Annotated in this window: 14 protein-coding genes; 6 read left to right on the forward strand and 8 right to left on the reverse strand. The window is 72.5% G+C overall.

From position 1 onward, the window contains the following. Positions 1-3: 3 nt before the first annotated feature. Positions 4-1,200, reverse strand: coding sequence for a citrate synthase (locus DFR41_RS04050; RefSeq protein ID WP_244917638.1), 1,197 nt, complete (start codon positions 1,198-1,200; stop codon positions 4-6). An 86-nt stretch (positions 1,201-1,286) separates the two neighbouring features. Here DFR41_RS04050 and DFR41_RS04055 point away from each other — a divergent pair, with 86 nt between their 5' ends. The 3 genes from DFR41_RS04055 (at position 1,287) to DFR41_RS27855 (ending at position 4,221) form a co-directional block, all read left to right on the forward strand. Further along, positions 1,287-2,417, forward strand: coding sequence for a citrate synthase/methylcitrate synthase (locus tag DFR41_RS04055; RefSeq protein WP_114801769.1), 1,131 nt, complete (start codon positions 1,287-1,289; stop codon positions 2,415-2,417). A 143-nt stretch (positions 2,418-2,560) separates the two neighbouring features. Then, positions 2,561-3,619, forward strand: coding sequence for a phosphotransferase enzyme family protein (locus DFR41_RS04060; protein WP_114801770.1), 1,059 nt, complete (start codon positions 2,561-2,563; stop codon positions 3,617-3,619). An 11-nt stretch (positions 3,620-3,630) separates the two neighbouring features. Then, positions 3,631-4,221, forward strand: coding sequence for a DUF3253 domain-containing protein (locus DFR41_RS27855; protein WP_211322547.1), 591 nt, complete (start codon positions 3,631-3,633; stop codon positions 4,219-4,221). On the opposite strand, the gene DFR41_RS04070 is transcribed toward DFR41_RS27855, so the two are convergent. The 7 genes from DFR41_RS04070 to DFR41_RS04100 form a co-directional block, all read right to left on the reverse strand. Further along, positions 4,185-5,372: an MFS transporter gene (locus tag DFR41_RS04070; RefSeq protein ID WP_114801772.1), complete on the reverse strand. Its 1,188-nt coding sequence runs from the start codon at positions 5,370-5,372 to the stop codon at positions 4,185-4,187. The two genes, DFR41_RS27855 and DFR41_RS04070, sit on opposite strands and share 37 nt — an antisense overlap. Next, positions 5,369-6,271, reverse strand: a complete 903-nt coding sequence (locus tag DFR41_RS04075; protein ID WP_114801773.1) for a ketopantoate reductase family protein — start codon at positions 6,269-6,271, stop codon at positions 5,369-5,371. The genes DFR41_RS04070 and DFR41_RS04075 overlap by 4 nt, the downstream gene beginning before the upstream one ends. 19 nt (positions 6,272-6,290) lie before the next feature. Further along, positions 6,291-7,226, reverse strand: a complete 936-nt coding sequence (locus tag DFR41_RS04080) for a glutaminase (RefSeq protein WP_114801774.1) — start codon at positions 7,224-7,226, stop codon at positions 6,291-6,293. Between the two features lie 76 nt (positions 7,227-7,302). Further along, entirely contained in the window at positions 7,303-8,193 is an 891-nt protein-coding gene (locus DFR41_RS04085) for a DMT family transporter (RefSeq protein WP_114801775.1), read from the reverse strand. 47 nt (positions 8,194-8,240) lie between these two features. After that, entirely contained in the window at positions 8,241-9,668 is a 1,428-nt protein-coding gene (locus DFR41_RS04090; protein WP_114801776.1) for an amidohydrolase family protein, read from the reverse strand. A gap of 50 nt (positions 9,669-9,718) precedes the next feature. Then, a complete protein-coding gene (locus tag DFR41_RS04095; protein ID WP_114801777.1) occupies positions 9,719-10,468 on the reverse strand; it encodes a sulfite exporter TauE/SafE family protein in 750 nt (249 codons plus the stop codon). Between the two features lie 10 nt (positions 10,469-10,478). Then, positions 10,479-11,498 carry a Bug family tripartite tricarboxylate transporter substrate binding protein gene (locus DFR41_RS04100; protein ID WP_244917639.1) on the reverse strand — a complete coding sequence of 340 codons (1,020 nt, stop codon included), beginning with the start codon at positions 11,496-11,498 and terminating at the stop codon, positions 10,479-10,481. A gap of 125 nt (positions 11,499-11,623) precedes the next feature. Between DFR41_RS04100 and DFR41_RS04105 the strand changes: the two genes are divergently transcribed. The 3 genes from DFR41_RS04105 to DFR41_RS04115 all read left to right on the forward strand — a co-directional run bounded on the left by DFR41_RS04105 (position 11,624) and on the right by DFR41_RS04115 (position 14,882). Beyond that, entirely contained in the window at positions 11,624-12,343 is a 720-nt protein-coding gene (locus DFR41_RS04105) for a GntR family transcriptional regulator (protein ID WP_147284314.1), read from the forward strand. Positions 12,344-12,421: 78 nt separating this feature from the next. Further along, a complete protein-coding gene (locus tag DFR41_RS04110) occupies positions 12,422-13,360 on the forward strand; it encodes an isopenicillin N synthase family dioxygenase (RefSeq protein WP_017758219.1) in 939 nt (312 codons plus the stop codon). A gap of 124 nt (positions 13,361-13,484) precedes the next feature. Continuing rightward, positions 13,485-14,882: an aldehyde dehydrogenase family protein gene (locus DFR41_RS04115; RefSeq protein ID WP_114801779.1), complete on the forward strand. Its 1,398-nt coding sequence runs from the start codon at positions 13,485-13,487 to the stop codon at positions 14,880-14,882. Positions 14,883-14,928: the final 46 nt, after the last annotated feature.

The raw sequence follows: 14,928 nt of genomic DNA on the forward strand, positions 1-14,928 counted from the left end.
TCCTTAGGCACCGGCGTCTCGCGCGGCCGTCACGAGGCCGCTTGGCGCCGGCCCGGTGTAGCGCGCACGCGGCCGGATCAGCGTGCCCGTGGCCTGCTGCTCCAGTGCATGGGCGATCCAGCCCACGGCACGTGCCAGGGCGAACAGCACCAGCGGGGCATGCGCCGGCAGCCGGTGCGCGGTGGTGAGGGCGGCGAGCGCGAAGTCCACGTTGGCCTTCTCGCCCATCAGACGCTCGCCCGCCTCCCGCAGCTCGGCATAGGGCGCAGGCAGGTCGACGTGGGCGAGCAGCGCCTGGCACCGCACATCGCCCTGCGGATAGAGCGGATGGCCGAAGGCCGGCAGCCGCCGACCCAGCGACAGCCATTCATGCATCGCCGCGTCCACGCCCTCGCGCTCGGCCGCGCGGATCAGGCCCAGCGTGGCGCGGGCCGCGCCGCCGTGCAAAGGGCCGTTCAGTGCCGCCAGCCCGCTCAGCACGCTGGCGGCCAGCGAGGCGCCGGTGGAGGCCGTGACCCGCGCCGCGAAGGTGGAGGCATTGAGTTCGTGGTCGGCCAGCAGCACCAGCGCGCGCCGGATCAGGTCGGCCGCCTTCGGCCGGCGCCAGGCGGCGGCCAGGCGCTCGTGCACGCGCTCGCCGCGTGACGGGCCGGCCAGTGCATCGGCCAGCAGGCCCATGAGCCCCGCGGCTTCCTGGAGCAGCGCGGGGCGGCCCCTGCCTCGCGCGGGCGGATCGGCCGCGGCACGCGCCGCCAGCGCCGTCATCGCGGCCGCGAGTGGGGCGGTGGACGAAGCCGGTGCGCCTGTCCCTCCCGGCGAGGCAAAGGGATGCGCGGGCCCGTCCCACAGCAGCGCGGAGACCTGCTCCAGCGTGCCCTCTTCTGCCAGCGCACAGGCATCCTGCCCGCGGTAGTAGAGCCGCCCGGCCACCACCGTCGAGATGCCCGAGGCCAGCACCGGTTCGCCCCACTGGATGGCCTCTCCCGCCAGCACCGCGTCGCTGCGCCGGCCCTGGCGGCGCGCGGCCAGGCGTTGCACGTCGTCGCGGTGGTAGAGGCTGCGCCGCGGGTCTGCCGTGTCAGCCCGCGTGCGGATGCGCCCGCGGCTCACGTTGGCATAGAGCGTCTGCGGACGCACTTTCAGCAAGGCCAGGGCATCGGCGGCAGGCAGCCACAGTGGAAGCTTCTCGGCAGCGGTCATGTTGATGGAATGAATCAAGATTGACGTCAACATTGTGCGGTTTCCACAATGCCTCGCATCCCCAACGACACACGAAAGGCTGCGACATGACGGACGACGACAACAACGGGCTCGAGGGCGTGGTGGCGGCCCACACGGTGCTGTCCGAGGTGGACGGCGCTGCGGGCCGGCTGGTGCTGCGCGGCCATGCGCTGGACGACATCGCTGGCCGCTGGCGCTACGAGGACATGCTGGCGCTGCTCTGGCAGGACTTCTTCGCGCAGCTGCCTTCAGCGCCCGAGTTGGCCCTTGCGTTGGGCCGTGCGCGCACCGACGTCGCGGCCCTTCTGCGCGCGGACGATCACGCCATGCTGTCGGCCCTGACGCCGCTGGAGGCAATGCGTGCCCTGCTCGCCCGCGTGCCCGACGGCGACGATCTGCCCACCGCCCTGCGCCTTGTGGCTGCGCCCGTGGTCTTCACGGCTGCGGTGCTGCGCTGGAAGGCGGGCGAGCCGGCCCTTGTGCCCGAGCCCGAGGCTTCCCATGCGGCCGACTTCCTGCGCATGGTGTCTGGCCGGCCGGCCACGTGGGCCCAGGCGGCGGCGCTCGACGCCTACCTGGTCACGGTGGCCGACCACGGCCTGAACGCCTCCACCTTCGCGGCGCGCGTGGTCGCGTCCACCGGCGCGGGCCTCGCCTCGGCCGTGCTCGCGGGCCTGAGCGCGCTGAAGGGCCCGCTGCATGGCGGCGCGCCGGGGCCGGTGCTGGACATGCTCGATGCCATCGGCCATGCCGATGCAGCTGCGCACTGGCTGGAGGCGGCGTTGGATCGCGGCGAGCGGCTGATGGGCTTCGGCCACCGCATCTACCGGGTGCGCGATCCGCGCGCCGATGCGCTGAAGAAGGCGCTGCGCCAACTGGCCCAGGCCGGCGGTGTGGAAGCCGGCCGTGTCGCGCTCGCCGAGGCCGTGGAGCGCACCGCCCTCGCCTCGCTGCAAGCCCGCAAGCCGGGCCGCGTGCTGGAGACCAATGTCGAGTTCTACACCGCCCTGCTGCTCGAAGCCGTGGGCCTGCCGCGCGAGGCCTTCACCGCCGTCTTCGCGGCCGGCCGGGTCGGCGGCTGGGTGGCGCATGCGCGTGAGCAGGTGCAGCGCGGGCGGCTGATCCGGCCGCAGTCGGTGTACGTTGGGCCAGCACCCGCGGCGGCGACTCGGGTGGCCGAGCCGGCCGCGGTCTGACGGCGAGACGGCGCGAGGCCGCGGGACGTGCCATTGGGGGGCCGGCCTTTGGCATCGCCGAAGCCAACGCCCCTTAGACTCCGCGCCCCGTGCCGACCCCCGCGCATCCGGCGCGCGACGGCATGGGCGGCAGAAAGCGAACCATGGCCCCATCCGACCTGTGCGATCCCGAGCTCGTCCCCACCCACACCACGGTCGCCGCGCGCTCCGTGGCGGCGTGGGTGCAGCGGCACTACGGGCTGGCCGTCGAACACTGCGCGCTGATCCGCCGCGGGCTCAACGACAACTACGCCCTGCGGGTGGCAGGCGGCGCCCGGCATGTGGCGCGGCTCTACACCCTCCGCCCACGGGGCCCGTTCAACGTCGAGTTCGAGACCGCACTGCTCGCGCATCTGCAAGGCCGCGGTGTGGGCGTGGCTGCTTCCGTCGACACGGCGGCGGGCAGCTCGCATGTGCGCCTGCAATGTCCCGAAGGCGAGCGCGCGCTGGCACTCTTCCACCACGTCGATGGTGCAGTGCCGGACGCCCTGGACGAGTTCGCCGCGACCGGCGAGGCGCTGGCCCGCCTGCATGCCGCGGCGCGCGACTACGCCGGGCCGCCCAGCCTCTACCCACTCGATGGCCACGGCATGGCCGGCCGGACGCTGGCGTGGCTGCGGGCCTACCCGGGCCTCGACGCCCGCGTGCTCGCCAGCTACGAATCGCTGATCGACGCCCTGCTGGACGAACTGGCCGCGGCCGAGCCCATGCTGACCCGGGTGCTGTGCCATGGCGACACCCATGGCTTCAACAACCATGTGGTGGCCGACGACGCGGGTGGCAAGCGCGCCGTCTTCTTCGACTTCGACGATGCCGGCCCGGGCTTCCTGGCCTACGACCTGGGCGTGATGCCCTGGTCCTACCTGTTCCGCAAGGGACTGCGCGAAACGGAGGACACGCTGCAAGAGCGCTGGGCGCACTACCTGGCTGGCTACCGCGCTGCCGGCGGCGTGGTCACCGACGCGGACCTGGCAGCCCTGCCGCTGTTCATCCAGCTGCGCCATCTCTGGAACCTGGGCGAGGCCGTCGGGCGCCTGCACCATTGGGGGACCAGCGCGGCGCCCGAAGACTGGCTGCGCAAGCAGATCGAGGTGATGGCGGCGTGGCAGAAGCTGGACCTGCACCCGGCTCGCACCGACACCGCGGCAGGGCCGCCTGTGTGACGATGCCTGCCATGCGCCCGACCGACGCCACCGTCCGCCTCGCCATCGCCGACCTGCTGGCGCAACGTTCGGCCGAGGCGACGGTCTGCCCCTCGGAGGTGGCCCGTGCACTGTCGGCCGACGATTGGCGACCGCTCATGCCCCAGGTGCGGGCCGTTGCCATCGAGATGGCGAGGCAGGGCGATCTGGAGATCCGCCAGCATGGCCAGGCCCTGTCGGCCGAAGCGGCGTTGCGCGGCCCGATCCGGCTGGGCCGCACGAGCTCGGCCGCCGCCGCTGGTGCAGACACCGGCGGCCATCCCACCACGCCCGACGGCCGCTACTTCGTCGTGCGCGGCCGGCTGTGGCGCAAGGCCAATCCAGGCCTGCCGCAAGAGGAACGCGACGCCCTGGTGCGCCAACTGATGGACGCCCGCCGCGCCTTGCGCGGCCGCTGCTCCGAAGCCGAACGCCAGGCCGCGCGCGAGCGGGTCGACCAGGCCAAGCGCGCCCTGGGCGAGCGCGGGCCCGTGTGGTGGACCGACGGCGCGCCCGACTTCAACCGCCGCATGGCCCGCAACACGCCCTACCGCGACTGGTTCGCCGCACTGCCGGAAGGTTGAGCCGGACGCAGCCCCAGCCACAGCAGCGCCGCGGCGATCAGGCCCAGCGGCAACAGCGAGCCCAGGTTCAGCAGCGTCCACCCGCGTGTGGTGACCAGCGCACCCGAGGCGAACGAGGTGCCCGCCAGCACGGCGAACTGCAGGAAGTTCATCGCGCCCTGGGCCCGGTTGCGCTCTTGCGGCGTGTGCGACTGCAGCGAAAGCGTGGTGCTGCCGGTGAACAGGAAGTTCCAGCCGACGCCCAGCAGGAAGAGCGCGATGGCGAAGTGGTGCAGCTCTACGCCCGACAGCGCAATGGCCACGCACAGCATGTTCAGCAGCACCCCTGTGCCCATGATCGGCAGCGTGCCGAAGCGCTGGATCAGGTGGCCGGTGAAGAAGCCGGGCGCGAACATGCCGATCACATGCCACTCCAGCACGAAGGCCGCGTCCGAGAAGGGCAGGCCGCATTGCTGCATGGCCAGCGGCGTGGCCGCCATCAGCAGGTTCATCACGCCGTAGGCCAGCGCGCCGCCCAGCGCCGCGACCAGGAAGGGCGGTTGCCGCAGCAACTGCACCACGCTGCGGCCGGCCGAGGCCGACGAGGCGGCCACGGGCGGCGGAAAGCGCATCAGGGCGAGCAGGCCCAAGGCCAGCAGCGCGACGATCGCCAGCGCCAGGTAGGCGCCCACGAAGGGTGCGGCCGTGAGGTCGCGCGTGCGGGCCGCCAGGTTGGGCCCCACGACGGCGCCGATGAGCCCGCCTGCCATCACGTACGACACCGCCTTGCTGCGCATCGCCGGCGCGCACAGCTCAGCCGAAGTGAAGCGGTAGAGCTGGCCGTTGGCCGAGTAGTAGCCCGCCAGCAGCGTGGCGACGCAAAGCAGCCAGAACTGGCGCGTGAAGGCCGCGAAGGCGCACAGCAGGGCCGAGCCCAGCGCCACGAGCAGGCCGAGCAAGAAGCCCGTCTTGCGCCCGAAGCGCCCCTGCACCCAGGCCACCGGTGCGGTGAACAATGCGCCGCCCACCACATAGCCCATCACCGGCAGGGTCGCCATCCAGCCGTAGGGCGCCAGGGCCAGCCCCACCAGGCCGTTGATGGCGATGAAGGTCACGTTGTTGGTGAGGAACAGCCCCTGCAGGGCCGTCAGCAGCCAGAGGTTGCGGTTCATCGTGCCGCTGGTTTCGCTTCGAGCAGCTTCACCAGGCTGTGCAGCAGGCGGTTCAGCGGCACCGGCACGCCCAGTGCATCGCCGCGGCGCACCACGTAGCCGTTGATGTGGTCGATCTCGGTGGGCTTGCCGCGCATCAGGTCCTGCGCGGTGGAGGAGAACTGCGCCGGCATGGTGGCCGCGATGGCGTCCACCGCCGCATACGGATCGCCCGGCACCTGCACGCCATCGGCGCGGGCCACCGCCAGGCATTCGTCGGCGATGGCACGCAGCGTCGGCAGGATGCCCGGCGCGGGGTAGAGCACGCCGTAGGGCTGGCGCGTGATGGCCGACAGCGCGTTGTAGGCGGCATTGAGGATCAGCTTGGCCCACAGCGCGCCGATGGCCTGCGCCGACACCTCGGTGGGCACGCCGGCGGCCTCCAGCAGGGCCGCGACGTCGGCACTGCGCGCCGACGGGCCGATCACCAGCTCGCCGCGGCCGTGGTGGCGCAGATGGCCGGGTCCTTCCATCTCGGTGGCGACGTAGACCACGGCCGGCACCACCGTCTGCTGCGGCAGCACCGCCTGCAGGCGCTCTGCGTTGTCCACGCCGTTCTGCAGGCTCAGCACCAGCGCGCCGGGCGGCAGGTGCGGGCGCATCTGTTCGCCCGCGGCCTCGGTGTCGGGCGACTTGACGCAGAAGAGCACCAGGTCGGCACCATCCACGGCCTCAGGCCCGGTCGCGGCCTGCAGCGGCACCTGCTCGTCGAAGCGCGTGGTCTGCATGCGCAGGCCCTTGGCGCGCACCGCCTCCACATGAGTCGGCCGGCCGATCAGCACCACCGAATGGCCCGCGCGGGCCAGCATGCCTCCGTAGTAGCAGCCGACCGCGCCGGCACCCATCACTGCGACCTTCATCCTTCGCTCCTTCTCATATTCAGAAAACGGACAGCCCGGTGCGGGCCACGAACAGCTCCAACGCCTTCATGCCCAGGTGCGAGTTGCCCGTGGCATCGAGCGCGGGTGACCACACGCACAGCGTGAGCTGGTCGGGCACCACGGCCACGATGCCGCCGCCCACGCCACTCTTGCAGGGCAGGCCGATGCGGAAGGCGAACTCGCCCGCCGCGTCGTAGGTGCCGCAGGTGAGCATCAGCGCATTGATGCGACGCGCCTGCCGCTCGGTCACCACCTGCTCGTCGGCATTGGCAGGATGGGCGCCGTCGCGGGCCAGGTAGCTGGCGGCGCGGGCCAACTGGCGGCAACTCAGGGCCAGCGCGCACTGGTGGAAGTACAGGTCCAGCACCTCGGCCACCGGATGGTCCAGCTTGCCGAAGCTCTTCATGAAATGGGCCAGCGCCAGGTTGCGGTGGCCGGTGGCGGCCTCGGAGGCGGCGACCTCCTCGTCGAAGACGATCGGCTCGCCCGCGAGGTGGCTCAGGAAGCCGCGCAGCGTGCCCCGCGCATCGGCGCCGTACAGCTCGACGATGCGGTCGGCCACGGCGATGGCGCCGGCATTGATGAAAGGGTTGCGCGGCTTGCCCTGCTCGCTCTCCAGCTGCACCAGCGAGTTGAAGGGATTGCCCGAAGGCTCGCGCCCGATGCGCGCCCACAGCGCGGCCTCGGGCATGTGCCGCATGGCCAGCGTGAGCGAGAAGAGCTTGGAGATGCTCTGGATCGAGAAGGGCACATCGCCATCGCCTGCCACGGCCTCGTGGCCATCGCAGGTGCGCAGCGCGATGCCGAAGCGGTGGGCGTCCACGCGGGCCAGCGCGGGGATGTAGCTGGCGACCTTGCCCTCGCGCCCGGCCTCGGGCTGCAGGGTGTGGACGATGTCGTCGAGGACGGCCTGGAAGTCGAGGGAGCTGTTCATGGAAAAGGGGGTGGTGGCTGCCCGTTCGGACGCCCCTGCATATGGAAGAAACTTTCTTCAGTTTGCACGTCGAGCTTCAGCCTCTGCGGTTCAGCAGCACCAGCCCCACCGACACGCCGGCCAACGCCGCCACCAGCTGCGCCGTCAGCGGCTCGCGCAGCAGCAGCACGCCGAAGAGCAGCGCGAACAGCGGCGTGAGGAAGGTGAAGGGGGAGATGCGGGTGGCCGGGTAGTGCCGCAGCAGCCACATCCAGGCCAGGTAGCTGGCAAAGGCGCCAATGAAGGTCTGGGCCGCGATGGAGGTCCAGGCGTAGGCCGAATAGCCCAGGCCCCAGGTCTCGCCGCGCACCAGCGAGGCCACCGGTACCACCACGGCCGTGACGGCCAGTTGATAGAACAGCGTCTTCTCGGCACTGGCGGTGGCCAGCCGGCTGCTGCGGATCACCAGCGTGGTCAGCCCCCACAGCAGGCCCGCCAGCAGGGCCAGCGCGTCGCCCCGCAATTGCCCGGGCTGGGCATGGCCCAGGCTTTCGCTGAAGGCCACCACCACGGCCGCGAAGGCCAGGGCCAGGCCGATCCACTGCACGCCCCGCAGCCGTTCGGCCGGCACCAGCCGCGGCAGCAGCAGGGCCACGAAGAAGGGCGAGGTGTAGAGGAAGACGGTGAGCCGCGAGGCGGTGGTCAGCTGCAGGCCCAGGTAGATGCAGATGAACTCGCCGGAAAACAGCAGACCCGCCAGCAGCCCGGCCGCCAGCGTCCCGTCGCGCCGGAACAGCGCCACGCCGCGCACCGCGCACCACACGAGCAGCAGCACCGTCGCACCCACCATGCGCAGCGTGGCCTGCCACATGGGCGGCACCTCGGCCACGGTTGTCTTGATGAGGATCTGCTGCAGGCCCCAGAACGCGCAACAGGCGACGAGGATCAGGAGGGCACGGGTGTCGAGGTGGTCTTTGCGGTCGGTCATGCAGCGGGCGGTGTGTCTCGGCGTTGTTCTGGGAACAGCCGCCGATCCTAGCCCGCGGGGCTAAAAGCTGCTGGGGGCTGCAGCGCCTGCGCGCGGTGCGCGTCCGAGGTCGCATGCACCCGCTGGATGGGCGCCCGTGCCACGTCGCGCCGCGCGATGGCGGCCACCTCGCGCATCAGCGCGCGGGCGTCCCAGTCCACCGGCCAGCCCTGCCACAGCCGCAGCGCGCCCTGCACGAAGACGGCGTCGATCTGGTCGCGGTTGGCGAAGCGCACCAGCTCCCAGCCCAGATCCCAGCTGGGCACGAACTCGGGCACGTCCACGTCCAGCAGCAGGAAGTCGGCCGCGTGACCGGCCGCGATGCGGCCGGTGATGTGGCCCAGGCCGGCGGCGCGCGCGCCTTCGTGCGCGGCATGGTCCAGCCAGGTCCAGCCGCCGCCGCAGGAGGAGTCGCCCTTGGCGATGCCCTGCGTCAGGCGCTGGGCCATCTCGGCGGCGTCCATCAGCCGCAGCGCGTCGGCGCGGGTGCCGTCGGTGCCCAGGCCGAAGGGCACGCCCAGCATCTGCAGGAGGCCGGCGTCGAGCACGGCATTGCCCTTCCAGGCGCTGGCCACGGGGTTGTAGGCCACGGCGGCGCCGCTGTCCCGCAGCAGGCCCAGCTCGCGCGGCGTGAGCAGCGTGGCATGGGCGAGCAGCGCGCTCTCGTTGAGCGCGCCCACGGCATGCAGGAGCTCCAGCGGGCGCAGGCCGCGCGCGACCAGCGAGCGCTCGACGGCGGCCAAGTGCTCGTTCACATGGGTCTGGAAGCGCGCCCCGGCCTCGCGGGTGAGCGCGGCCACGTCGTGCAGCATGCGGTCGGTGGCGGCCTCGGGGATGGAGATGGCCAATGACGGATGCACCAGCGGGTCGTGCTCGTGCGTCGCCAGGAAGCCCGCCGCCCGGTCGAGGATGCGGCGCGCGCCGGCCTCGCCCTCGGTGTTGCCGGCATCGTTGCAGATCAGGCCGAGCACGCAGCGGATGCCCACCTCGCGCGCGGCCCGCGCCACGCCGCCCAGGCCCTCTTCGGAGCGCGTGCCGGCATCGACCACGGTGGTGAAGCCGCCGCGCAGCGACTCCAGCGCGGCCAGCTTGGCCGACAGGTAGGCGGCGTGTTCGTCCAGCACGCCTTCCATCGGCACCCAGATGCGGCGGAAGATCTCCGACGGTTCGCCGAAGGCCAGCGACTTGCCGAAGGCCTGCGTGAGGTGGGTGTGGGTGTCGATGAGGCCCGGCATCAGCAGATGGTTCGGGGCCTCGTGCACCGGCAGGCCCGGATGGGCGGCCCGCACCTCGTCGACCGGGCCGACCTGCGTGAAGCGGCCGTTCTGCACGGCGACGGCCAGGCCCTGCTTCATGCCATCGGGCTGCAGCAGGTGGCCGGGGGCGATCAGGAGCGGGGCATCGCCGGCGGAGCGGAGTTGGTCAGCGGACAGCATGGAGAAGGTGTTCGGAAAGGCGCGCTCACCGCGGAGCGCAGGAAGACGTGTCACTTCAGGATCAGAAGGGCGAACCAGCCACCCGTGGCCAGCAGCAGCACGGCCACGCCGCGTTGCAGTTGGGCGATGGGCAGCCGCCGCGCGGCGCGCTGGCCCAGCAGGCTGCCGGCCATCAGCAGCAGGCCGCACGTCAGCGCCAGGCGCCAGTCCAGCCGGCCCGCCAGCGCATGGACGGTGCTGGCCGACACGGCCACCGGCAGCTGGACGGCCTGGGCCGCGGCGACCGCGAAGACCAGCGGCTGGCGCAGCAGCATCAGCAGCGGCAGCAGCAGCACCGGGCCGCCGGTGCCCGTCAGCGCCGAGCCGGCACCGACCGCCCCACCCAGCGCCGCGAGCGCCCCGGTGCCCAGCGTCGGCGCGCCTCCGTGGACGCCGGCCGACGCCGGCCGCAGCCCGCGCCAGCCTGCCAGCAGCACCAGCGCCGTGACGCCGGCCAGCAGCACCTGCACCGGCAGCCAGCGCACCACCAGCGCGCCGACAACAGCACCCACGAGGGCACCCGCCAGCAGCGGCACGCAGCGGCGCGCGAGTTCGGGCCGCTGCCGCAGGGGGCCGAGCGCTACCAGCGCCGGCAGCAGGAAGGCCAGCGACGAGGCCGCGATGGCCTGCGGGGCCGGCACGCCGCCCAGCGTGGTCAGCAGCGGCACCACCAGCACGCCGCCGATGCCCGTCGCGCCGATCAGCGCGCCGGCCACCAGCAGCAGCGGCGCGACGATCCAGGCGTGGGCGATCAGCGGCATTGGGGAAGCCTCACTCTGCCTTGATGCCCGCTCGGGTGACCACGTCCTGAATCGTCTGGCGCTCCTTCTTCAGGTACTCGCCGAAGGCCGGGCCGGTGGTCACCACGGGGCGCACGGCGATCTCGGCCAGGCGGCGCACCACCTCCGGGTCCTTCATCGTGGCCTGCACGGCATCGGCCAGCTTGGCAGCCACCGGGGCAGGCACATTGGCGGGCGCCAGGATGCCCAGCCAGGAGTCGAGCTCGAAGCCCTTGAGCGCCGGCGTCTCGGCCAGGGCCGGCACCTGCGGCGCGATGGGCGCACGGGCGCTGGACGTGACGCCCAGGCCCTTGACCTTGCCGTCCTTGATGAAGGGCAGCGCCAGCGACAGCGGCAGCACCGCCAGGTCCAGCTGGCCGCCGGCCACGTCGGTCAGCACCTGCGGGCCCGACTTGTAAGGCACATGCACGATGTCGATGCCGGCGCGCTGCTTGATCAGTTCGGCCGTCACGTGCAGCGAGGTGCCCACGCCGTCGGTGCCGAAATTCAGCTGCCCCGGGTGCGCCTTGGCGTACGTGATCAGCTCGGCGGCACTCTGCGCCGGCAGCTGCGGCTTGCCGACCAGCACGAAGGGCGAGAAGCCGACGGTGGCGATGGGCGCGAAATCCTTGAAGGTGTCGTAGCGCACGGCCGAGGGCGCCACCAGCGGCGCCACGTTGAGCGGGCTGGCCACGGCGAACAGCAGTGTGTAGCCGTCGGCCGGCGCACGGGCCGCCTTCTGCGTGCCGATGGTGCCGGCGGCCCCGGCCACGTTGTCGATCACCACCGGCTGGCCCAGCACCTCGCCCAGCTTGGCGTTGATGAGGCGGGCCGTTGCATCGACGCCGCCGCCGGCCGCGAACGGTACGATCAGCGTGACCGGCTTGGTCGGCCAAGCCTGGGCCTGTGCGGCGACGGGCAATGCGGCCAGGGCCATGCCCGCCGCCAGGGCGGCAGCCAGGGTGCGGCGGGTGAAGCTCAGGGAATGGGCGGTGCGGGCAGGACGGGCCATGGTCGTTCCTCGTTCGGCAGTGATGAAGGATGGAAGAGCACCTCGACGGTGCGAGAATCTACTCGTTATGACAAGTTATAACAAGCGATGCAAGCGGCGTGCCAGCCGTGCGGAGGGGCCGCGCCTTGGCTGAGATTCCCCAGTCGCTGCATGCCCGTCTGCGCGATGAACTGCGCGCATCCATCCTCGACGCCCGACTGAAACCGGGCGACAAGCTGCCGTCCGAATCCGAGCTGCAGGCGGCCCATGACGTCAGCCGCATCACCGTGCGCCAGGCGCTCGGGGCGCTGCAGGCCGAGGGCCTGATCGTCAAGTTGCACGGAAAGGGTGCATTCGTCTCGCACCCGAAAGCGGCACAGAGCCTCAATCGCCTGCAGGGCCTGAACGAGGCGCTGGCCGCCGAGGCGCGCGCGGTCAGCAACAAGCGCCTGGCCTGGCGCGAGGTGCGGGCGCCTGCCGCCGTGGCCCAGAAGCTGGGCCTGTCGGGCAACACCACCGTCTACCACCTGCAGACCGTGCGCTACCTGGAGCGCGAGCCGCTGTCGGTCAACAACTCCTGGCTGCTGGCCACGCTGGGCGAGCGCCTGTCGCGGGTGGACTTCTCCCAGCGCGACCTGATCGACGTGTTCGAGCACGAGGGCGGCGTCGCCGTCGGGCGCGCCGACCTGGAGATCGGCGCCGGCACCGCCCGCGCGGCGGATGCCCGCCTGCTCAAGCTCGAAACCGGCGCGCCCGTGCTGGAGGTGGAACGCGTCGTGCATGACCAGACCGGCACGCCGGTGCATGTGGAGAGCGCCGTCTACCGCGCCGACACCTTCCGCTACCGGCTGAGCCTGCAACGCTAGAAGGGCCCGCCAACCTGCCCGCGCAGCCCGCCGCGTCACGATTGCCCGCCGACCCTCCTCAACGCCTTTGCCCGCCGCATGACCGCTGCCTCCACCATCCCCGTCATCGACATCGCCGCCCTCGCCTCGCCCGATGCCTACGCCCGTCGCCGCGTGGCGGCCGAGGTGGGCGCCGCCTGCCGGGACATCGGCTTCTTCGCCATCACCGGCCACGGCGTGCCGGCCGAAGTGATCGACGGCGCCTTCGCCGCCAGCCGCGCGTTCTTCGCCCAGCCGGTGGCCGACAAGGCCGCGCTGGCCTATGCCACGCTCAGCCACAACCGTGGCTACGTGGGCATGGGCGTGGAGGCGCTGGACGAGAAGCGCGGCGCCGACCAGAAGGAGGCCTTCAACCTCATCTGGACCGACGAGGCCACGCGCCCGCCCAATGCCTGGCCCGCCCTGCCCGGCTGGCGTGCGCCCGTGCAGGCCTACTTCGACGCGGTCTTCGCCGCCGCCACGCGGCTGCATGCGGCCTTCGCGCTGGACCTGGGCCTGCCCGAGGACTTCTTCGCCGACAAGATCGACCAGCCCCTGGCCACGCTGCGGCTGCTGCACTATCCCGCCGGCGCGGCGGCCGACGCAGGCGTGGGCGCCGGGGCGCACACCGACTACGGCAATGTCACCCTGCTGGCCACTGACGGCGTCTCGGGCCTGCAGGTGCAGGGCCGTGCCCGCGACGAATGGATCGACGTGCCGCCGCTGCCCGGCGCCTTCGTCTGCAACATCGGCGACTGCCTGATGCGCTGGACCAACGACGTCTACCTGTCGACGCCTCACCGGGTCGTGCGGCCGGCGGCCGAGCGCTACTCGATCGCCTTCTTCCTCGACCCCAATCCGGAGGCGCTGGTCAGCGCCATCCCCAGCTGCGTGCCGCCGGGCGAGGCGCCGCGGCATGCGCCCGTCACGACGCAGGCCTACCTGCAGGCCCGTTTCGCGGCCACCTACGGTGCTGCCGCGACCGCGCCGGCGGCTTGACAGGCGCATGCGCCGGCTGCCGCCGGGGGGAGCTTCCGAGCGCGGCGGCGCGGACCATGGCGGGCCACCGCGGCCGGCCGGCACGCGGCATGATGCGGCACCTTCTTCGACACCCTCCCTTGCCATGACGCCTGCGCTCCACGCCCTGTTCGACGCCCAGCACGCTGCGAGCCGCGCCCAGCCGGAGGCGGCGCTCCCGCTGCGCCGCGATCGCCTGCTACGGATGCGCGGCCTGCTCCAGCAGCATGGCGCGGCGCTCGCCCAGGCGGTGCAGGCCGACTTCGGCGTGCGCTCGGCCCCGCTGACCGAGATCGCCGACATGCTGCTGCTGCGCGAGGGCGTGGCCGACGCCCTGCGGCACCTGCGCGCCTGGTCGCGCCCGCGGCGGGTGCGCACGCCGCTCACGCTGCAGCCGGCACGCGCCTGGATCCAGCGCCAGCCGCTGGGCGTGGTGGGCGTGCTCTCGCCCTGGAACTATCCCCTGCTGCTGTCGCTGGGCCCGGCCGCCTCGGCGCTGGCGGCGGGCAACCGGGTGATGCTCAAGCCCAGCGAGCGCACGCCCCGCACCTCGGCGCTCACGGCCGAGCTGGTGGCGCGCCACTTCGAGGCCGAAGAGTTCTGCGTCGTCAATGGCGACGCCGCGCTGGCGGCGGAATTCGCCGGACTGCCCTTCGACCATCTCTTCTTCACCGGCTCCACCGCCGTAGGCCGCCACGTGGCCGCGGCCGCGGCCGCCAACCTCACGCCCACCACGCTGGAGCTGGGCGGCAAGTCGCCCTGCGTCATCGACCCGTCCTGCCGCATCGACGAGGCGGCGGCGCGCATCGCCCACGGCAAGCTGCTCAACGCGGGGCAGACCTGCATCGCGCCCGACTACCTGCTCGCGCCGGCAGCGATGCACACGGCGCTGGCGGACGCGCTCGAGCGGGCCGTGCAGCGCATGTTCCCGGCCGTGGGCGGCAATCCCGACTACACGGCACTGATCGATGCCCGCCATGCCGAGCGGCTCGAACGCCTGGTGGCCGAGGCCGTTGCGCGCGGCGCCCGCGTGCGGGTGCTGGGCACCGACGGCGTCGACGCGCGGCAGATGGCGCTGCGCCTGGTGCTGGGCGTCACGCCCGACATGGCCCTGATGCAGGAGGAGATCTTCGGGCCGGTGCTGCCCCTGCTGGCCTGCGAGGACGCCCCGCAGGCGGTGCGCTTCATCAACGACCGTCCGCGGCCCCTGGCGCTGTACTGGTTCGGCGAGGACCGCGCGGCGCGCGATGTGTTGCTGCAGCAGACCACCAGCGGCGGCGTGACCGTCAATGACACGCTGGTGCACATCGCCCATCCCCGCCTGCCCTTCGGCGGCGTGGGCGACAGCGGCTGGGGTGCCTCGCATGGCGAGGCCGGCTTCCTGCGCTTCACGCACGAGAAGGCGGTGCTGGCGCAGTCGCGCTGGTCGCTGGGCGGTCTGCTGCATCCGCCCTACGGGCCGCGCACCGAGCGGCTGCTGGCCGCGATGCGCCGGCGCGGCTGACGCCAGCCCGGATGCCAGCCCGGACGCCGGCGGGCGTTTCACTGCA

Origin of the sequence: Pseudacidovorax intermedius (genome assembly GCF_003350475.1) — a bacterium.
Lineage (GTDB): Bacteria > Pseudomonadota > Gammaproteobacteria > Burkholderiales > Burkholderiaceae_C > Xenophilus > Xenophilus intermedius.